This is a genomic window from Sorangium sp. So ce117, assembly GCF_051524395.1.
Taxonomy (GTDB): domain Bacteria; phylum Myxococcota_A; class Polyangia; order Polyangiales; family Polyangiaceae; genus Sorangium; species Sorangium cellulosum_B.
Genome location: NZ_CP150309.1, coordinates 4,314,809 through 4,335,155, shown reverse-complemented (window position 1 = coordinate 4,335,155; position 20,347 = coordinate 4,314,809). Strand labels below are relative to the sequence as shown.

The following is a 20,347-nucleotide window of genomic DNA, read 5'->3' as shown; positions in this document are numbered from 1 at the left end:
CCCAGCGCGCCGTCGTTCTTTCAGTCCACCGCGAACAGCTCTTCCAGGTCGGCCTTGGTGAGCTTCTTCGCGCCGCCCGCGTCCTCGCTGAGGACGGAGGCGACGAGCTGACGCTTCTTGTCCTTGAGCAGCAGGATCTTCTCCTCGATCGTCCCCTCGGCGATGAGCCGGTAGGCCGTCACCACCTTCGTCTGCCCGATGCGGTGGGCGCGGTCGGTGGCCTGCTGCTCGACCGCCGGGTTCCACCACGGATCGAAGTGGATGACCGTGTCGGCCGCGGTGAGGTTCAGGCCCGTGCCGCCCGCCTTGAGGCTGATGAGGAAGACCGGCACGCTCGGATCGTTCTGGAAGCGGTCGACGCGCTCCGCGCGGTCCTTCGTGGAGCCGTCGAGGTACTCGTAGGCGACACCATCCTCCTTCATCGCCTTCTCGATGAGCCTCAGCATCATCACGAACTGGCTGAAGACGAGGACCTTGTGCCCGCCCTCGACGGCGTTCGCGATGAGCTCCCGGACCGCGACGAGCTTGCCCGAGTCGTCGTCGCCGAACTCCCGCGGCAAGCCGAGCAGCCGCGGGTCGCAGGCCGCCTGCCGGAGGCGGGTAAGGCCGGCGAGGATCTGCAGCTGGCTCTTCGCGAGGCCGACGCGCTCGACCTCGCCGAGGACCTGCGCCCGCACCTCGCGCGCGACCTGCAGGTAGAGCGCCCGCTGCTCGCCGGTGAGATCGCAGATCTGATCCATCTCGATCTTCTCGGGAAGATCCTTGGCGACCTCCTGCTTCGTGCGGCGCAGGATGAACGGGTGGATGGCGGCGCGGAGCCGCTGCGCGGTCCTGTAGTCGCCCGCCTCGATCGGGCGCGAGAAGCGGGCCTCGAACTTGTCAAGCGAGCCGAGCAGGCCCGGCGAGACGAAGTCGAAGATGGACCAGATCTCCGAGAGCCGGTTCTCGATGGGCGTGCCCGTCAGCGCGAGCCGGCGCTTCGCGCGGAGCCGCTTGGCCGCCGCGGCGGTGGCGCTCATCGGGTTCTTGATGTGCTGCGCCTCGTCGAGGATGGCGTAGCTCAGGTCGAGCTGCGCGAGGAAATCCTCGTCGCGACGGAGGAGCGCGTAGCTCGTGATCACCACCTCCGCGGCCTTCACCTCGTCGATCTGATCCTTGCGATCGGCGCCGTGCCAGAGGGCGACCGACAGCGAGGGCGCGAACCGGGCGAGCTCGCGCTCCCAGTTCGTGACGACGCTCGTCGGGGCGACGATCAGCGCGCGCATGTGCTTCTCCTCCTGCTTGACGGCGAGCAGGAGGGCGAGCGTCTGGACTGTCTTGCCGAGGCCCATGTCGTCGGCGAGCACGCCGCCGGAGCCGATGTCATGGATGAACTTGAGCCACGAGAGGCCCGCCTCCTGGTAGGGACGGAGCGTCGCCTTCAGGTTCCTGGGCCGCTTGGTGCTGCCGATCTCGTCGATGTTGCTGAGCTTCTGGAACAGCTCGCGCGCGGAGGCGGTCACGCTCGATCCGCTCGCGTGCTGGAGCAGCTCGTGCACCCGCCCGGCCTGCGCGAGCGGCAGACGGCCGCTCTTGCCGGCCGCCATCATCAGCTCGACCTCGCGATCGAGCATCGCGCGCACGGCGTCGGGATCGAACGCGGCGAACGACCCGTCCTCGAGGCGGACGTAGCGCTTGCCCTCGGCGAGACAGCGGCGCAGCTCGTCGCGATCGACGCCGACGCCCTCGCTCTCGAAGCTGAGCTTGACGTTCAGCCAGTCCATCCCCGAGGTGACCTTGGCGAACACGCCGATCGGCCTGCCGCGCACCTGCGTGTCGACGAGATCCTCGGGGACGAAGAGGTCCCAGTCGTCGGGGAGCTCGGCGAGCCCCTCGGTCCAGAAGGTGAGCGCCTGGTCGCCGTTCGCGACGAAGCCCTGGCCCGTCTCGTCCGGCCTGAGCCCGAGGGCGAGCAGCTTGCTCGCCGCCTCCTGCTGCGCGGCGATGTCCACGCGGATGCAGCGGGCGCGCTTCATCCCCTCCTCGGGCGGCTGAATGAGCACCGGGGGCGACATGCCGTCGGCGCGCACGGCGACCTCCGCGTCGCCGTAGGCGGCGGTCAGCGTGACGCGCGCCTCGATGAGCGAGCCGCCCGCGCGCATGCGGAACGTGGGCACGAGATCGACGACCTCGGCGATCTGGTTCAGGTCGGGCAGCTCCGCGCCGACCTCGAGCGCGATCTTGGGCAGCCCCTGCATGATGATGCGGGCCAGCTCGCTCATCGGCTCGCCGATGGTCGGCGAGCGGAGCAGGCGGCGCATCGCCGCGGGGGAGACGCGCTTGTCGATGCGGCGCGCGAGCCCCTCCTGCGTGTCGATGTGCCAGCCCGGCCAGCCCTCGAACCACCCGCCCTGCAGCAGCGAGAAGCGGCGCTTGTCGTTCCCCCGCTCGAAGCTCGTCTTCACGATGATGGTGTCGCCGCCGACGGTCTCGAGATCGAAGCGCGGCCGCAGGCTGTCGTCGCCGAAGCGGAGCTGCATCAGGGCCGGCTCGAGCAGCACGCGCTGGCCCTCGAGCAGCGGGAGCAGCTCGGCCACGTCCTCGCCGCGGATGTCGACGGCCGGGTGGCGCGGGTTGCCGCTCTCGAACCGGGCGAGCAGCCGGAGCGCGTCGCGATCCGGCGTCGGATAGAGCGCCTGCCAGGCGAGCGCCGCAGAGGGCAGCACTGGGACGCGCGCCTCGGCGTCGAGGACGGTGACGGTCAGCGCCCCTTGCCGCACGTGGAGGCGGAACTCCACGCGCCGTGCCCCGGTGACGCCCTCGGGCGGAAGCCAGGCGCCGATCCCGGTCTGCTTGGCCGTCGCGTCCAGGATCGGCGCCGCGAGGGCGACGGGTGAGCCCGGCGGCCCGTGGGTGCCGACGACGGTCTGGACGGGCGCCGCTGGCGTGATCGCCAGGCGCCCGCGGCGATCGCGGCGGCGCACGCGCTTCAGGGCGTCGCCGCCGGCGTGGGCGGTCTGCGGGACGAGCGCCGGGATCGGCGGCTCGCGCCGCGGCTGTGCGCCGCGCGCCTGGTCGCGGATGCTGATGAGCAGCGCCGCGACGTGCTTGCAGTGCTGCCCAGCCTTCTGGAACGCCGGACAGGAACACTGCGACTGGATGCCATCGGGCGATAGCTCGACCTTGACCGGATACGGCTCGGAGTCGGCGGCGCGGACGGTACCGCTCGCCATCGTCTCGTTGATGGAGATGTCCTCAACGACGCGGCGGCGGAAGTACTCCAGCCCGCGGAGGAAGGTGCGGGCGCCAAGCAGCCTTCGCAGGCCACGATCGCTGAGGGTGGAGAGTGCGTCGGAGATCGGAGGCGGCACGTCGTGGGCTCGGGATACGGGTGCGGCGGTGATTCGCCGGGATGGGTCGGGTGAACGGGATCTCTTGGCAAATCCCGCTGGGTGAAGAACCGTCATCAGATGAAGAACGGCAAGAACACGATGATCACGGCGGGGAGCATCTTGATGAGCACGTGGATCGCGGGACCGGCCACGTCCTTGAGCGGATCGCCGATCGTGTCGCCGACGACGGCGGCACCATAGGTGGGGTTGTCCGCCCGCGCCCCCGTCTCGTCGACAAGGTAGCGCCCACCGTGCGCGCCGGTCGCGATGTACTGCCTCGCATTGTCCCAGATCGCCCCGGTATTCCCCAAGAAGAGCGACCCGAGGACGCCTGCGACCGTCCCGGCCATGATCAAGGCCGCGACTGAATCGGCCGCGACCAGAGGATTATCTTCCGTCCTTGCAAAGCGCAAGGCAAGTCCCACGACGACGGGCACCACCGCGGAGACGAGGGCTGGCGCGATCATATGGCGCAGCGCGGCCCGAGAGACCATCTCGACGCAGGGCTCGTGGTCGCCGACGAAGCCCGGCGGGCGGGCGCGGGCCTGGCGCCTCACCTCGTCGAGGACGCGTCGGCCAGCCTGGAGGACGTTGCGAATGCAGCGGCCGGCCAGCCAGAAGACAAGGAGGATCCCGACCAGGGCGCCGAGGTAAACCTCGGGCCGGTCGAGGCGCAGGACCATCGCGGTCGTCTCGCCGCGAATCGGCGCGCTCGACGCCAACGCGCGGCGCCGGGACTCATCGAGGTAGCCGGCGACGAGCAGCAGCGAGGCGAGCGCGGCCACGCCGGCCGTGTACGCCTTCGTGAGCGCCTTGGTCGTGTTGCCGACGGCATCGAGCACGAGGGTGCGGCCACGCACGTCCGGCCGCTCGCGGGCGACGGTCACGGCGACGATGCCGCCCGCGTTGTCCACGATGGGGCCGAACGCATCCATGGCGAGGACGTACCCCGCGGTGCCCAGCATCCCCATCGTCGCGACCGCGGTGCCGAACAGGCCCCCCCCGGCGAGCCCGGAGCGGGCGCCGAGCAGGTAGGAGCCGAAGGTGGCGCCGACGACGACCAGGAGCGGGAGCACCGAGCTCTCGAGGCCGATGGCGAGCCCGCGCAGCACCGCCATCGCGGAGCCGCTGCGGGCCGCCTCGGCGAGCTCGCGCACCGGGCGGTGCCGCTGCTCCGTGTAGTACTGCGTGACGTGCAGCACGCCGATGCCGGTGACGATGCCGATCACGCCGCAGCCGAAGAAGATGACCCAGTGGGCGTCGAGCAGCCACTTGGCGGCCCCGGCGATGCCGACGGCGTGGAGGGTGGCCGTGACGTAGAGCCCCCGCACGAGGGCGTTGAAGGCGTCCTCGCGGTCGTCGGTCTTGACGACCATCACGCCGAAGAGCGTCGCGATGAGGCCGAACGCGCGGCTGACGAGCGGGAAGAGCACGACGGCGAGGGCGCTCGGGAGCCCGGCGTTGTTGCGGAAGAGCATCGCGCCCACCACCATGGCGCCCGCGTTCTCGGCGACGGTGGAGGCGAAGACGCCGGCCGCGCGCCCGGCGCAGTCGCCGACCGTATCACCCGCCAGGTCGACGATCGTGGCCGGGTTCTGGAGGTCGTCCCCGTCGAGCCCGACCTCCGCGCCGGCGAGGTCCGCGCCGAGGTCGGCCGCCTTGGAGAAGGTGCCGCCGCCGAGCTGCGCCATCAGGGCGGCGAAGGAGGCGCCGAGCGGGTAACCGGCGATGACCCAGGGGATGGTCGGGGCGAGCGCGAGCGCCTCGGCCGGCTCGGCGCCGAAGCCGCCACGGAACGCGAGGACCGCGGCGAACAGGCCGCCCAGGCCGAGCAGGCTCATGCTCGCGACGAAGAGCCCCGACACGGCGCCGCCGCGGAGGGCGATCTGCAGGGCGAGATCGAGCGAGCGGCGGGCGCCGCTCGCGGCGCGCACGCTGGTGCGGGGCGCGATCCATGCGGCGACGCGGCCGGTCGCGACCGCGCTGGCGGCCCCGACCGCGAACGAGAGCGTCAGCCAGACACCGAGCTCCAGCGCTGGCACCGGGTTGTTCTCCCCGGCGCGCCGGAGGAGGCCGTAAGCGAGGAAGATGGCGCCTCCGAGCATCGCGGAGACCGCGCCGATCACGCTGCTCTGCCGGCGAAAGTACGCATCAGCGACCCCCTGGATGATCGCGGCGACGCGCTGCATCTCGGGCTCGACCGCGGGGCGTGCGACGACCCAGCGAGCGAGGTAAGCCGCAAAAGCGAGCCCGAGCAGGCCGCCGCTGAGGATGAGCGCAAGCTCCGTCATGACGGGCGGACCGGGCGCGCACCGTGGACGCGCTGCCTCGGCCGGTGAGGGATGATGCGGGTGGTTGCCGTGGTGTCGACAACGGCGCCGCAGGAACCCGCGGTGCAGCGGCGCACGCCTTCCCTACTCCGGCCAGGAGGGCCGCGCAAGCGAAGAAGACGCGCGCGGCGAGGTCATTTCAGGTCCTTCACGTCGCGTCCGACCACGTGGTCCAGCCGGGTCTTGGCGACGAGCGCGCCGACACGCGCGTTGAGCTGCTGGAGCCGCGCGCGCGTCACCTCGCCCTCGGCGTCGACCACGTCGACGCTCGTGGCCCGCCCTGCCCGGAACAGCTCGGATCGGACGCGCATCGACTCCGCGGCCGCCGCGAGCTGGCGCTCCGCTGACTCGATGCTGCTCGCGGTCTTGCTCAGCTCGGAATACGCGGAGGCCACCTCGAGGCGGAGGGCGTCGCGCAGCGCGGCCTTCTGCTCCGCGATCTGCATGGTGCGGGCGTTCGCCTCGGCGGAGGCGCCCGCGGTGGTGAAGATGTCGTTGACGACCCACGTGGCGCGGACGCCCGCGGACCACGTCGCATCGAACCTGTCCTGAGCTCCGAAGACGCGTTGGTTGGGGTTGGCGTAGGTGAGATCGGCGAACCCGTCCACCCGCGGGAAGTAGCCGGCCCTCGTGACCGCCTCGGCCTTCTCGAGCGAGTACTGCGTCTCGTCGAGGGCGCGGATCTCGAGGCGCTTCTGAAGCGCCTCCTGGACCAGCGCCGGGAGCGCCTCCGCGGGCGGCTTCGCAGGCGCGCTCCCCATCACATCGATCCCCAACGTGAGCGGCCTGTCCGGCGCGGCGCCGAGCGCGATACGGATCTGGTCGTCCGCGACGAGGAGCGCGGCCTGCGCCTCATTGAGCACCTGCTCCGCACCGGCCACCTGGGCCTCGAGCCGGAGCACGTCGGCGCGCGAGAGCAGCCCGACTTCGAAGGTGCGGCGCGCGTCCTCGACGTGCGCCCTGGCCTGAGACACCGCCTCACCTGCGACGACGACCTGCCCCTTCACGCGGACCCAGTTGAAGAACGCGATCTTCGCGTCGGCCGCGGCCTGCAGAGTCTCCGCCTGCAGCTCGAGCTTCTTCGCGCTCTCTGCGTGGGACGCCGACGCGTACCCCTGCGAGATGCGGAACACGTAATCCGAAATGGGTACGGCGAGGCTCGCCGTCAGGGAGTAGGAGTTGACGGACGAAGGGAGGCTAAGCCCAGGAGAACGGTTGAGGGTCACGAAGCGGCCATCGCCGTCGACGACACACTGCCCCGCAGCGTCTGCGCAAGGCGCGGTGGAGAGGGGTCCCTCGCTGAATCCAGATTGCCCCGGGCCGTTGGTCACGCCGACGACCGGCGCCCCCGCGCCGAGGGCCGGGGTCTCGACCTCTGACAAACGCGTGTAGGTGGCCGTGAGCGTCAGCCGCGGAAAGAAATTGACCATCGCCTGGTCGACCTTCGCAGCCGCCGCGCGGAGATCGGCCTGCTTGGCGCGGAGCGACGCGCGCGTCCGCAGCGCAGCCTTCGCGACGTCGTCCGGCGTCAGCCCCCCCGGCTGCGGCGCGAGCGCCGTGGCGAGCGGATCGGCCTTCGGCGCCGCCGGCGGGGCCGCAGCGACAGGAGCGCCCGGGGGCTGCGGTTGGCCCGCGGCAGGAGGCGCCGGGGCGGGCGGCGGGGTGACCGGCTGCGGAGCCGCCGGTCGGGGAGCGGCCGGCTGCCCCGCGGCCGGTGAGGCGATGAGCCCGAGGGCGAGCAGCCCGGCGAGCGTCGAAGCCAGCGAGATGCTGCGTCGAGACGAGGGTGCGGTGCTTTTCATGACCGGTGGGTCACTTATGGGCGGCGAGAGCACCCGTCAAGTCACAGGCGATCCCACGCATCGCGTCTCGGCGATGGCTCGCCTCGCCGTCCGGCGAAGGTGACCGGGCAGCCCGCGCTCTCGGCCCACGGGATGCTTGCGCCCCAAGGCCCACGTCATACGCAGACCGCGCCGGACACCGTCCGGAGCCACGCCGGGCCCGATGGTCTGGTGCGCTCGTCATGCCGTGCCGCAATGGGCCACGACAGCAGGGACGTCGTCACCGATGCGCATCCCGGGACCCTCGCCGGACGCGCCCCCCAACCGCGCTCACGCGCGTTGTGGACGGCAGGAATACGTCGCTCTCTCCGCGGCAACACGTATTGCCGCGCGCGATCGGATGGAAGAACATCGAATGAAGTGGCCGCCATCTTGCTTGGCGGCGGACCGGAGGCCCTCATGCATAGACTGCTTGCGTCGCGCCGCAGCTTCTCCCCGTTCCTCGCCATCCTTGTCATCGCATCACCCTTTGCCGCCTGCGCTCCGTGGGAGCTCGGTGAGGACGACACCCCCGACATCGGCATCGGCGATCCGGGGAGCGTCGCGGTCGCGGCGGAGCCGCCGCCCGCCATCAGCGGCGGAACGCTCGCCGTGAGCAAGAGCGCCCTCCGGGCGGTGGCCGCGGATCCGGATCGCGACCGCGTCTGGATCGTCGATCTCCAGGCGCAGAAGCTGACCGCGGAGATCGCCCTGCAGAAGGGCGACGAGCCGGGCAGGGTCGTCGAGGACGACGCGGGTCGCTTCCACGTCGCGCTCCGCCGCGGCGGCGCGATCGTGACCGTCGACGCGGAGAGCGGGACGATCGTCGACCGGCGCGACGTGTGCCCGGCCCCGCGGGGGGTCGCCTACGATGCGCAGACCGACGCGCTCCATGTCGCGTGCCTCGGCGGCGAGCTCGTCACGCTCCCGGCCGGTCCCGGAGCGGCGACGCGCCGCCTGAAGCTCGATCGCGATCTGCGCGACGTGATCGTGGACGGGGACCGGCTCCTGGTCAGCAAGTTCCGGTCTGCCGAGCTGCTCACCATCGGGGCGGACGGCATCGTCATGGAGCAAAAGAAGCTCCCGAAGTTCAACCTGTTCGGGCAGGAGTTCGCGCCAACCGTCGCCTGGCGGACGATCAAGCTGCCGACAGGCGGTGTCGCGATGGTCCACCAGCGCGCCTTGATCGCGCCCGTCGAGATCGTGGAGGGGGGCTACAGCTCCGGCGGATGCGATGGGAGCGTCGTCCACACCACGGTCTCGGAGGTCGGCACGCCCGACTCCGATGGCCAGCCGAACCTGGCCGCTGCCCTTCCCTCCGCGACCCTGCCGGTCGATGTCGCGGTGTCCGATGACGGTCTCTCGTATGCGGTCGTCGCGGCCGGCAGGAGCGAGATCCTCATGACCAGCCGCGCGACCTTGAACGTGACGATGGATGCCTTCGAAGGAACCTGCGTCGAGGCGGAGCAGCGCGTGGTCGTGGAAGGCGAGCCCACGGCCGTCGCGTTCGCCGGCGGCTCCGTGGTGGTGCAGACCCGCGAGCCGGCGGGCATCCAGGTCCTCGGGGCTCCCAACACCGCCGGCAACCGCGTCGCCAAGGTCATCACGCTCCCCGGGGAGAGCCGGAGGGACACCGGCCACGAGATGTTCCACCGGAACGCTGCCGGCCCGATGGCGTGCGCGTCATGCCATCCGGAGGGAGGCGAGGACAGCCATACCTGGCACTTCAACCCCATCGGAGCGCGGCGCACCCAGTTCGTCAGCGGCGGAATCCTCAACACGGCCCCGTTCCACTGGGACGGCGATATGTCGGGCATCGAGGCCATCATGGACGAGGTCTTCGAGCGGCGCATGGGCGGCATGCACCAGGGACCGCGCCGGGTGAAGGTCTTCGCCCGGTGGATCGACAGCCTCCCCGCTCCGCCGGCGTCGTCGGCGCCCGACGCAGAGGCCGTCGCGCGCGGCGAGGCCCTCTTCCACGACAAGGCCGTCGACTGCGCGAGCTGCCACGCGGGCGCTCAGCTCACGACCAGCGACTCGTTCGACGTCGGCACGGGCAAGCGCTTCCAGGTGCCGTCGCTGGTCCGCATCGGCGCGCGCGCGCCGTTCATGCACGACGGATGCGCGCCGACGCTGAAGGACCGGTTCACCAACCCCGCCTGCGGCGGCGGCGACCGGCACGGCAAGACGTCCCAGCTCTCGGACGCCCAGATCGACGATCTGGTCGCCTACCTCGAGACCCTCTGACCCCTTCCGGCGGGATTTTCCGCCGGTGAGCCCGCCCGATCGCGCCCCTTCACCGCGAATGATGTAACGAGCGCCGAGCCGCGATATGCTGGCGCGGCGTGAACGTCGCCGAAAAAGTCGCCACCCTCGAAGCGCTCCTCCACCGGGTGCAGCGGAACGCCGCTGCGCCCCGCACCCGGGCGCAGCTCGCGGCCTCCGCCGAGCTCGTCCCGCATCGCGGCGAGGCGCCCGGCGCCATCGCCAACGACACGGCGGGCGCGGCCTCGCCCGACCCCAGGTTCAGCTCGACGGAAACGTCGCCGGCGAACGAAGCACGGCCGGCGGCGAGCGCGATCGCCGCGAGCGGACCGTCTGCGCCGCGCTCCCTCGAGCCCGCCCTGGACGACGTCGGTGGCATCGACGCCTTCAGCCCGGCGGCTGCGCAGACCGCGGCGGCCAGCGCCGCGAAGCAGCCCGCAGCGGCCGCGAAGGCGCCGCAGCAATCTCCGGCGAAGACGCCGCAACAGCCGCCGGTGAAGACGCCCGCGGCGGCCACGCCCGCAGCGAGCGGGGTCAAGGCCGCGGCCGTCAAGCCGGCCGCGGCGACGCCGGCGCGCAACCCTGCGCCGCCTCCCAGCTCCCCTGGGAAGCCGGCCGCCAGGCCCGGCGCCTCGATCGATTTCCCGCGGGCTGACGCCGGCCCCCCCGCCGGTGCTCAGGAGACCTTCCGTCCTCCCGCGGAGGCTGCCGAGCTGAAGCCGAGAGAGGCAGCCAGGACCGCGGCCAAGGTCACCGCGCCTGCGGCCAGGTCAGCTGCCCTGGGCAAGGACGCGCCCGCTGCAGGCCCGGCGGTGCCCCCGGCCCGGGGCTCCAGCCCGCGCGCAGAGACGAAGCCGTTCTTCCCCCACGAGGACGTCGCTGCGCGGCCGAAGGTGGCGGAGAGCGACAGCGAGCTCTCGTTCGCAGGGCTCCTCCCCGACGAGCCGGCACCCGGCCAGAAGCCCGCTGCAGCGCTGAAGCTCCCGGCCGAGCGCAGGGCGGCGCCGGATGCCGAGGCGCGCGCGGAGCGCAGATCCCTGCCCGACCGCGCGGAGGTACACGCCACGGCCGCGTCGGCCTCCGCGGACGACGCCTCCACGCTCGAGGCGGTCACTGCCCGTGGGCCGTCCTCTTCAGGTGAGCCGGTCACCCCCAAGGCGCCGGATCCGATCGCCGCCGCCACGCGGCGCGCGATGGGGGAGCCTGCCACCGAGCGAGAGTTCAACCGCGAGATGGTCGACGACGAGCCGACCGTGATCCGCGGCATGCTCGAGGACGAGCCCACCGTCATTCGTTCTCGCCCCGAGGGCCTCGAAGACGAGGAGACGGCGGTCCGTTCCGCGCGGTCCGAAGCTCAGGCTATCGCGCGCTCGGTCGCGGCAGAGACCGGCGATGCGTCGCCCGGAACGCGGTCCAGAGACGCGAGCGACGAAGCGGATCGCAGGTCCAGGCCGAAGGCGGCCGACCGCGACCTTCTCCCGAAGGTCATCACCAAGGACCCGCCCCTCCCGGCCGACAAGGACGTGAAGCCTTCCGACCACGTCACGACGCGGCCGGCCGCGGACGCCGGCATCACCGTGCGACCGCCGCCGCGCCCGCGCTCCCGCGTGGGCATCGTGATCGCCGCCGTGGCGCTCCTCGTGGGCGGCGCAGCGGTCGCGTACCGGCTCAGCGTGTCTGGCTCCGAGCCCGCGCCCCTCCCCAACGTCGCCCCCGACACGTCTGCGGGACCGACCCAGGGCGCGACCGCGCAGCCGCCGACCACCGAGCCGACGCCGACCGCCGCGCCCACCGAGACGGCGCCCGCTGCACCGTCCGCGGCCGAGAGCGCGACGCCGGCAGCGAGCGCCGCGCCCGAAGCCAGCGCTGCGCCCGAAGCGAGCGCTGCCCCCGAAGCGAGCGCTGCCCCCGAGGCGAGCGCTGCGCCTGCCGCTGGCAAGGCCGAGGATCTGCCGTCGAGCCGGGGCCACCTGACGGTCAATTCGCCGGAGCGCGCGTCGGTGTATGTGAACGGCTCGCTCGCCGGAAGCACCGGAGAGACGCTCGACGTGCCTTGCGGGACGCGTTACGTGCGGCTCGGCAAGCTGACGACGGAGAAGACGTCGGACCCCGCGTGGCTCTCCGCCGGCCAGGCGGTCATCGTCGGTTGCCGCAAGCAAACGATCTTGTCGATCACGCCCTCCGCGGCGAGCCCCACGCCCGACCGCCCCACGAAGCGGAAAGGCAGCCCCGCCGGCACCGCCACCCCGGACGGTGAGGGCGCTGCGCCCGCGCCCGCTGAAGAGACCGCCCCCGCACCTGATCCCGCTCCGTAGAAACCCGCGCCCCCGGCCGGTCCGGTCGGGGCCTGCTCCCTCGGGGTCGCCACATGCCCCATGCAGAGGGGCAGGAGCGCGGTGCTAGGCTCCGCGCCCGATGGATTCCGAGACGACTCCCCTTCCCGACGAGGCCGGCGCCGCAGCTGGCGACGCGGCGTCGTCGGCGTCCGTCAGGGTGGCGAGCTCCGGTCCCTTCCCGCTGCGCAGCCCGGCAGGGGGAGCGCCCCTCGACGACGTGGCGGAGACAGAGCTCAGCGACCTCGCGACGATCGTCGCCAGAGCGCGGGCGGCGCAGATCGCCTGGGCGGAGGTCCCGATCAGGGAGCGCGCCGAGCTCATCGCGCGCGTCAAGAAGCGCCTGCTCGCGCGGGCCGAGGAGATCGCGACGCTCGTGCACCGCGAGTGCGGCAAGCCGATCGAGGAGGCCGCGCTCGCAGAAGTGCTGCCGAACGCGGATCTCATCGACTACTGGACCCGGTCCATCGAGGAGCTCCTCGACGACTCCACCGTCGCGCTCGATCCGCTCGCCTACCCCGGCAAGGTCGGGCGCATCCAGAGGGATCCGCGCGGCGTCGTCGCGCTCATCACGCCCTGGAACTACCCTGTCGCGATCCCGCTGCGCACGATCGTGCCGGCGCTGCTCGCGGGCAACGCCGTCGTCCTCAAGCCAAGCGAGATCACGCCGCGCTCCGGCGCGCTCGTCACGTCGCTGTTCGACGGGCTGCTCCCGGACGGCGTCCTCGCCGTCGCGCAGGGCGGCGGCGACGTCGGCGCCGCGCTCGCCGGGGCCGGCGTCGATCTCGTCGTCTTCACGGGCAGCGTCGCGACCGGCAAGAAGATCGCCGTCGCGTGCGCCGAGCGCCTCATCCCGACGTCCCTGGAGCTCGGCGGGAAGGACAGCGCCATCGTCCTCGGCGACTGCGATCTGGAGCGCGCCGCGCGCGGCGTCCTCTGGGGCGCCTTCACGAACGCCGGACAGAACTGCGCCTCCATCGAGCGCGTCTACGTCGAGCAGGCGATCGCGGACCGCTTCATCGCGCGCGTCGTCGCGCTCACGGGGCATCTCCGGGCCGGCATCGACGTCGGCGTGATGACGACGGCGCGGCAGGCGGAGATCGTGCGGCATCAGCTCGAGGCGGCCGTCGAGGGCGGGGCAGAGATCCTCGCCGGCGGCGCGCCGGAAGAGGGCTCGCTCGCCTTCCCACCGACGGTCCTCAAGGTGGAGCGCGAGGACACGCCGCTGCTCCGGGAGGAGACCTTCGGCCCCGTTCTTCCCATCATCGTGGTGAAGGACGCCGAGGAGGCGATCGCGCGCACCAACGCGTCCCGCTTCGCGCTCACGACCAGCCTCTGGACCCGCGGCTACGAGCGGGCCCACGCGCTCGCGCGACGCCTGCGCTCCGGCGTGGTGACGATCAACAACCACGGCTTCACGGGCGCGCTCCCGGCCGCGCCGTGGACGGGGGCGGGAGACAGCGGCTACGGCGTCACGAGCAGCCCACACGCGCTCGCGGAGCTCACGCGGCCGCGCTTCTTGCTCGAGGACCGCAGCAGGGCGAAGAGCGAGCTGTGGTGGTACCCTTATACGCCCGCGCTCCGGACGGTCGCCTTCGCGATGGCGCGGGCGCGCGGGGGAGCCGGATGGTTCGGCCGCGTCAGCGCCCTCGTCGAGCTCGTCGCCGCGCTCGCGAGGCGCATGCTCGGTCGCTGATCCAGAGACCCATCGAGCGAACGCATGCGCCCTCTGATCCTCCTCTCCAACGATGACGGCTACTCAGCTCCGGGTCTGACCGCGGTGCGGGACGAGCTCGCCCGGCACGCCGACGTGGTGGTGTGCGCCCCCGCGGTCAACCAGAGCGCGACGAGCCACTCCCTGAGCCTGCACCGCGTCCTCCGGCTGCTGGAGGCTGCGCCCGGCGTGTTCGCGGTCGACGGGACGCCCGCCGACTGCATCTACGTCGCCCTTCACGCCGGCACGCGCGTGCTGCCGCGGCGCCCCGATCTGGTCGTGTCGGGCATGAACCACGGGCTCAACCTGGGCGCCGACATCTTCTACTCGGGCACCGTGGCCGCCGCGCGCGAAGGAGCGCTCCGCGGCGTCCCCTCGATCGCGCTCTCCGCCGATGCAGGCGCGTCTCTCCCGGCCGCAGCGGCGCTCGGCGTCAAGCTCGCCCTCGCCCTCCACCGCGCCGCCGGGAAGGAGGGACGCCGGCCAGCGCCGCTGCTCAACATCAACATCCCCGCGGGCAGCAGCTGGCCCGTGCGGGCCACGCGCATGGGCGCGCGCCTGTACACCGAAGAGGTGATCTTTCGCCGGGATCCGCGCGGGCACGAGTACCTCTGGATCGGCGGCGCGGGCGTACGCCACGACCTCGTCCCCGGCTCGGACACCGAGGCCTACGACGCAGGGGCCGTCAGCGTCACGCCGCTGACCCTCGACCTCTTCGCCGCGCAGCACGAGGGCATCGCAGGCCTCCTCGCCGCGGAGCTCAACGACGGCCACATCACCTGACGTAGCTCGCGTCGCGACGCGTGGCGCGCTTTCCGGCTCGAATGCGCTCGCCTACGCTCGGCGTCATGTTCAATCACGACGCCCTGCCCTCCGAGCACGCGCTCCGTTATCTCAAGGCGCACCTCCGGAACGTCCCGGATTTTCCGAAGCCCGGGATCCTCTTCAAGGACATCACGCCGCTCCTCGCGGATCCGCGGGCGCTCCACATCACGCTGGATCTCCTGGCCCAGCGCTTCGTGGGCGAGCACGTCGACGTCGTGGTCGGCGTCGAGTCCCGGGGCTTCATCTTCGGCGGCGCGCTGTCGGCCCGGCTCAACGCCAGCTTCGTGCCCGTGCGCAAGCCAGGCAAGCTCCCGGCCGCGACCGATCGCGTGGCGTACGCGCTCGAATACGGCAAGGCAGAGCTCGAGATGCACAAGGGCTCGATCAGACCGGGGGCCAGGGTCCTCATCGTGGACGACCTGCTCGCGACCGGCGGCACGGCCTCGGCCGCGGCCGAGCTCGCCCGCAAGCAGGGCGGCGAGGTCGCCGGCTTCGCCTTCGTCGTCGAGCTCGATTTCCTCGGCGGTCGTGCGCTCCTCTCGGAGCGCGCCGGCGACGCGGCGCGGGTCTTCTCGATCGTGCACTTCGCCGCGGGCGAGTGAGCGTTCACTCCTGGCCCACGCCGACCTGCAGCTTGCGCGCGACGGTGCGGCTCGCGGTCGTCGCCCGGGTCGGCCCGCCGACGGGGAACGTGATGACGACCGCGCCTGTCCCGCCCTTGGTGATGCCCCCGCCGTGCGCCCCCACCAGCTTGCCCAGGCTCGCGGCATCGAGCGAGGCGCCTGCGCCGCGCAAGGCGTCGATCGGCCCCACCCCTGGCAGCGCGGCGAGCGCCCCTCGATCGACCGCCGACATCTCGGCGAAGAGGCCGGACGCATAGACGAGCGCCGCCGCCGCCGTGGCCGGATCCGCGCCGCGGAACCAGGCGCCGGCGTCGTGGTAGGGCAGGTGCGCGCAGCGCGCGTACAGGGCGCCCAGCGCCGCGGCGGCCGCGTCGGCCATGCGATCGCCGAGCGCGACGAAGCGCGCCCGGTGCGCGGGATCGAAGTATGCCCGCGCGTATCCGCCGGAGAAACGCGCGGTGATCGCGCGCCACGACGGAGAGCGCCTTGCCTCCTCCGCATCGAACCCGGGGACGATCTCCACGACCCCGTCGGTGATCGCGGCGAGCTCGGCGTCGGCGCCCGACGTCAGCTTGCCCTGCGCGATGAGCGCGCCGAGCCCCACGGACTCGGCGGTCAGGGCCGCTGGCTCCCCGGCGCCGGAGGCGACCTCCGCTGCAGCGGCGCCGCGAGGCATCGCCAGCCAGAGCTCGGCGACCCAGCCCGCGAGCTCGAAGGGCCCCATGGAAGCGCCGGCGTAGATCCGCTTGCGGGCGGCCTCGCAGGTGCGCGCGTTCCGCGCCGCATCCTCGCCAGACGTCGTCTCCGGCTCTGTCGGCGAGGCGGCCGGGGCCTCCCGCGATCGGAGCATGCGCGACGCGAAGAGCGCGACGACGACCACCAGCGCGAGCGCGCCGACGGGGATCACGAGGTGCCGCGCTGGCCGGACCCGGGCGGCCGGCGCAGGCGGCGCGAGCGAGCTCACCGCGCGGTGCGCCTGAGCGAGCCGCCGCGCGATGTCGGACGCCTTACGCGTGCGCAGCTCTTGTGGCAGAAGCGGCCACTGCTCGACCAGCTGCTCCAGATCGATGGCCACGGGCGCACCGCGCCCGCGCAGCGCGATCTGGCGTCCCTGCACGCTCACCGAGCCCGATGTTCCAAACAGGCCCAGGGCCTCCTGTACAGCCGCCTCGATCTCCCGCGCGCTGGGGTCGTCCACGATCGCAGGGTAGCCGGATTTGCCGCCGGCATGCCGCCGCTTCTTCACGCCGCCCGGCTGTCACGGTCGCAGGCGCGGGCGGCGATGGAAATGCCGCGGAGGGCCGGTGGACATGGCACATTCCCGCGCGTGCAGAAGACGCGCGTCTACCTGTCGCCGGGCATGTTCGGCTTCGCGACCCTCGCCTCCCTCGAGTATTTCGAGCACTTCATCCGCGCAATCGAGGAGCGGTTCCGCGATCGCGGCCGGATCGTCGAGATCCACGTCTGCGAGGTCCACCCGACGGCCTCCATCCTCCGCCGGGCGGCGAAGCTCGCCCGCCTCGTGGACGAGAGCGCCGGGGACGACGACGGCCCCATCCACATCGTAGGCCACTCGACCGGAGGCCTGGACGCTCGCCTCGTCGCTTCGCCGACGTCACGGCTCCCCGGGAACGCTCACCGCCGGCTCGGCTGGACGAGCCGGCTGCGGTCCGTCACCACCATCAACACGCCCCATTTCGGCACCCCGCTCGCCGCCTTCTTCGCCACGGTGAGCGGCCAGCGCCTGCTCTACGCCGTCACCGCGCTGACGGTGGCCGGCCTCAAGCTCGGCGCGCCGCCGCTCGCCGCCGCGTCGGCGCTGGTCGCCGCGTTCGGCCGGGCGCAGCTCGGCTTCTTCGAGATCGAGCTCATCGATCGCGCGGTCGAGAGCTTCATCCGCGTGCTCGACGACGCATCGAGCCGCGAGCTGCGCGCCTGGCTGAAGCTCTTGCGCGACGACCAGGGCGCCATCGTCCAGCTCATGCCCGAGGCGATGGATCTGCTCCACGCCGGACTCGAGGACCGCGCGGGCTTGCGGTACCAGAGCGTCGCGACGTACGCGCCACGCAACGCCGTCCGCGACTGGGTATCGGCGCTCCGGTCGCCGTGGGGAGCGATGTCGGCTGCCATCTTCACCGCGCTGTCGAACATCACCGCCCGCCTGAACGAGCACTACCCTTGCCGCTCCCATGACGGATCGATCGAGCAGAAGCTCGCGCGCGTTCTCGGGGAGCTGCCGCCGCCGGACGCCAACGACGGCGTGGTCCCGCTGGCCTCGCAGGTCTGGGGGGAGCTCATCTGGGCCGGCAAGGCCGACCACCTGGACATCGTCGGCCATTTTCCGGGCAAGGGCGGGCACATCGACTGGCTGGCGAGCGGAGCTCGCTTCAATCGCCTGCGCTTCGACGCGGTGCTCGACCGCATCGTGACCGGGATGGTGGCCGGCGAGCAGAGCGGCCTGACAGACCACGCGGCGGCGCCGCCGCGCCCGCTCGCGGAGGCGCGCGCATCGGAGCGCGGCGTGGACGTGGGGCAGAGCAGCGCATCGACGAGCTCGGGCGGCGAGCCCGCCGCGTGAGCCGCGGCGGCGCGGCGCGCGCGCTCGATCTGATCACGGCGGAGCTCGTCGAGTGCCGGCGCTGCCCGCGGCTCGTGGCGTGGCGCGAGGAAGTCGCGCGAGAGAAGCGGCGCGCTTACCGGGACCAGACCTACTGGGGCCGCCCTGTGCCGGGCTTCGGCGATCCGGACGCGCCGCTCGTGATCGTCGGGCTCGCCCCGGCGGCGCACGGCGGGAACCGCACCGGCCGCATGTTCACGGGCGATCGGTCGGGTGACTTCCTCTACGCGGCGCTCTATCGAGCGGGGCTCGCCTCGCAGCCGACGAGCACCTCGCGCGACGATGGGCTCTCGCTCCGGGGCGTGTTCATCACCGCCCCCTGCCGCTGCGCTCCCCCGGACAACAAGCCCACCATCGCCGAGCTCGCGGCGTGCCGCGGGTGGATCGACCGAGAGCTCGCGGCGCTGCATCGGGCGCGCGTCTACCTCGCGCTCGGCAAGATCGGCTATGACGCCGTCGCCGCGCTCGCCCGCTCGCGCGGCGCGTCCGCGGGGGATCGCGCGGAAGCTCACCCGCGCCTCCCACCGTTCGCGCACAGCGTGGAGGCGGCGATCCCCGATCCGCGCGGCGGCGCCGGGGCGGCGCTGCTCTTCGGCAGCTACCACGTCAGCCAGCAGAACACCCAGACGGGGCGGCTCACCGGCGACATGTTCGACGAGGTCCTGCGCCGCGCCGTCAGCGCGGCGGGGCTTCGCGCCCCCGAGCGATCCGGACGTTAGTCCTGCTTCGACAGGAGCTTCTGCAGATCGCCCGACTGGAACATCTCCGTCAGGATGTCGGAGCCGCCGATGAACTTCCCGTCCACGTAGACCTGCGGGATCGTCGGCCACTGCGAGAAGTCCTTGATCCCTTGGCGCAGCGAGGGATCGGACAGCACGTTGACGTCCTTGAAGTCCACGCCGCACTTTTTCAGGATGTCGACGGCCCGCGCCGAGAACCCGCATTGCGGGAAGGTCTTCGTGCCCTTCATGAAGAGGACGACGCGGTTGCTCTCGACGGTATCCTTGATCGCCTGGTGGATGTCGCTCATGGCTCGTTCCTGATCTCCCGCCGCGAGCGGGATCGCCCATTGTTCAATCTACACAGAAGCGGCGCGTGACTGCCGGGCCGCACGCCGTGGCGTGCCGGCCGGGCTCGCGACGGGACCGCGCTGGGCTCGCCAAGCGGACCACGTGACCGCCCCGCCCCGCGCGCGGTTGTGAACGGGGTTTCTGGTGTCGCCCTCCGCCCGCGTCAACTGGGCTGGAGCGCCGCAGGGGTCCCATGGAGGGCTGCAGGGACCAGTGGTTCCTCCGGCGGGTGCGCCGACGGCTTGGTGCGTCTTCGCGAGGAATGGGGCAGTAGGCGGCGGTAGGCGGCGCCGGCCAGGCTCAGCGCATCCATCGGGGGGGGCTCGACGGCCGCGGCCGTGCGGGGACACGGGGGGCGATCGACGCCGCGCGCGCGGCCGCGAACACGGAAACGTCGAACGCTGGTCGACAACGTGCTCCGGGACCTGTGTACCCAGGCCGCGGCGACGCCGCTTTCCGCTCGCTGGACGCGCCTCGTGCCATCTTCACCGCAGCGTCTGGCCTCGCGCCGCCAAGTCGTTGTAGAACACGCCCCCACCTCGGCCGTCTTACCGACCGTGACCAGCGGCGGTGAGCCGCCGCGGGTGCGGCGAGCGTCCCATTATCGCGGCCTCACCCGCACAACCCTGAAGGAGCCTCGTATGCGCTTGCACGTCCTCATCCCAGCGGCCCTGCTCGGCCTCGCGCCCCTCGCCTGCGGCGGCAGCGACCCGGAGCCGAACAACCCGTCGCAGATGCAGAACCAGTACGGGGCGTCAACCCAGTACCCCCCCGGACAATACCCGCCCGGACAGTACGGTCAGCCCACCCAGCCGGGCCAGTACGGCCAACCCACGCAGCCGGGCCAGTACCCGCCGCCGGCCACCACGACCCCCACCCCGACGCCGACGACGCCGACCGCAACGGGCACGAGCACCGGCCAGGCGACCCCGATCGCGCCTGCTGCGGTCAGCGCAGCGACCCCGATCCTCACCGCCATGGCGGCCTCCGAGGTCCAGGGCATGCAGCCGGAGGGCGGCGCGTTCGCCGGGCAGTTCCAGGACGGCCAGACGCTCGAGCAGCCGTTCAATATCCAGCCGGGCAAGTGTTACTCGGTGATCGGCGTGGGCCTCGGCGTCCAGGAGCTCAACCTGCAGATCGTCGCGCAGCCCGCGCCGATGCTGCCGCCCGTGGTGCTCTCCCAGGACAACACCACGGGACCGAACGCCACGCTCGGTGGCAAAGGCTCTTGCTTCAAGAATCCGCTCCCCGTGGGCGGCCCCGCGAAGGCCATCATGACCGTCAAGGGCAGCGGCCTCGCCGTCGCCCAGATCTACGTGAAGTAGTCGCGCCCCTGCGGGCTGGCGCCGTCTGCCTCAGGTATCGAGGCGCGGCGCCAC

General features: G+C 72.3%; 13 protein-coding genes. 8 read left to right on the top strand and 5 right to left on the bottom strand.

The window, feature by feature from the left end:
- Nucleotides 1–20 precede the first annotated feature (20 nt).
- The 3 genes from WMF46_RS16180 to WMF46_RS16170 form a co-directional block, all read right to left on the bottom strand.
- Nucleotides 21–3,350, bottom strand: coding sequence for an SNF2-related protein (locus WMF46_RS16180; RefSeq protein ID WP_437986422.1), 3,330 nt, complete (start codon nt 3,348–3,350; stop codon nt 21–23).
- Between the two features lie 95 nt (nt 3,351–3,445).
- On the bottom strand, nt 3,446–5,662 hold the full coding sequence (locus tag WMF46_RS16175) for a sodium-translocating pyrophosphatase (protein WP_437986421.1): 2,217 nt from the start codon (nt 5,660–5,662) through the stop codon (nt 3,446–3,448).
- A 173-nt stretch (nt 5,663–5,835) separates the two neighbouring features.
- Complete coding sequence (locus tag WMF46_RS16170; RefSeq protein WP_437986420.1) at nt 5,836–7,503, bottom strand: TolC family protein; 1,668 nt, start codon at nt 7,501–7,503, stop codon at nt 5,836–5,838.
- 438 nt (nt 7,504–7,941) lie between these two features.
- Between WMF46_RS16170 and WMF46_RS16165 the strand changes: the two genes are divergently transcribed.
- The 5 genes from WMF46_RS16165 (at nt 7,942) to WMF46_RS16145 (ending at nt 15,260) form a co-directional block, all read left to right on the top strand.
- Entirely contained in the window at nt 7,942–9,768 is a 1,827-nt protein-coding gene (locus WMF46_RS16165) for a c-type cytochrome (protein ID WP_437986419.1), read from the top strand.
- A gap of 98 nt (nt 9,769–9,866) precedes the next feature.
- Complete coding sequence (locus WMF46_RS16160) at nt 9,867–12,101, top strand: hypothetical protein (protein ID WP_437986418.1); 2,235 nt, start codon at nt 9,867–9,869, stop codon at nt 12,099–12,101.
- 100 nt (nt 12,102–12,201) lie between these two features.
- Nucleotides 12,202–13,815, top strand: a complete 1,614-nt coding sequence (locus WMF46_RS16155) for an aldehyde dehydrogenase family protein (protein WP_437986417.1) — start codon at nt 12,202–12,204, stop codon at nt 13,813–13,815.
- 24 nt (nt 13,816–13,839) lie between these two features.
- Nucleotides 13,840–14,616: a 5'/3'-nucleotidase SurE gene (gene surE, locus WMF46_RS16150; protein ID WP_437986416.1), complete on the top strand. Its 777-nt coding sequence runs from the start codon at nt 13,840–13,842 to the stop codon at nt 14,614–14,616.
- A gap of 41 nt (nt 14,617–14,657) precedes the next feature.
- Nucleotides 14,658–15,260 carry an adenine phosphoribosyltransferase gene (locus WMF46_RS16145; protein ID WP_437986415.1) on the top strand — a complete coding sequence of 201 codons (603 nt, stop codon included), beginning with the start codon at nt 14,658–14,660 and terminating at the stop codon, nt 15,258–15,260.
- Between the two features lie 4 nt (nt 15,261–15,264).
- Here WMF46_RS16145 and WMF46_RS16140 read toward each other — a convergent pair whose 3' ends face one another.
- Nucleotides 15,265–16,527, bottom strand: a complete 1,263-nt coding sequence (locus WMF46_RS16140) for a hypothetical protein (protein WP_437986414.1) — start codon at nt 16,525–16,527, stop codon at nt 15,265–15,267.
- A gap of 81 nt (nt 16,528–16,608) precedes the next feature.
- Between WMF46_RS16140 and WMF46_RS16135 the strand changes: the two genes are divergently transcribed.
- Entirely contained in the window at nt 16,609–17,859 is a 1,251-nt protein-coding gene (locus tag WMF46_RS16135; protein ID WP_437986413.1) for an esterase/lipase family protein, read from the top strand.
- Entirely contained in the window at nt 17,856–18,617 is a 762-nt protein-coding gene (locus WMF46_RS16130; protein WP_437986412.1) for a uracil-DNA glycosylase, read from the top strand. The genes WMF46_RS16135 and WMF46_RS16130 overlap by 4 nt, the downstream gene beginning before the upstream one ends.
- Here WMF46_RS16130 and grxD read toward each other — a convergent pair.
- On the bottom strand, nt 18,614–18,928 hold the full coding sequence (gene grxD / locus WMF46_RS16125; protein ID WP_437552835.1) for a Grx4 family monothiol glutaredoxin: 315 nt from the start codon (nt 18,926–18,928) through the stop codon (nt 18,614–18,616). The genes WMF46_RS16130 and grxD overlap by 4 nt on opposite strands.
- 681 nt (nt 18,929–19,609) lie before the next feature.
- Here grxD and WMF46_RS16120 point away from each other — a divergent pair.
- Nucleotides 19,610–20,293 (top strand): hypothetical protein, encoded by a 684-nt coding sequence (locus WMF46_RS16120; protein ID WP_437552834.1) that lies wholly within the window; start codon nt 19,610–19,612, stop codon nt 20,291–20,293.
- Nucleotides 20,294–20,347: the final 54 nt, after the last annotated feature.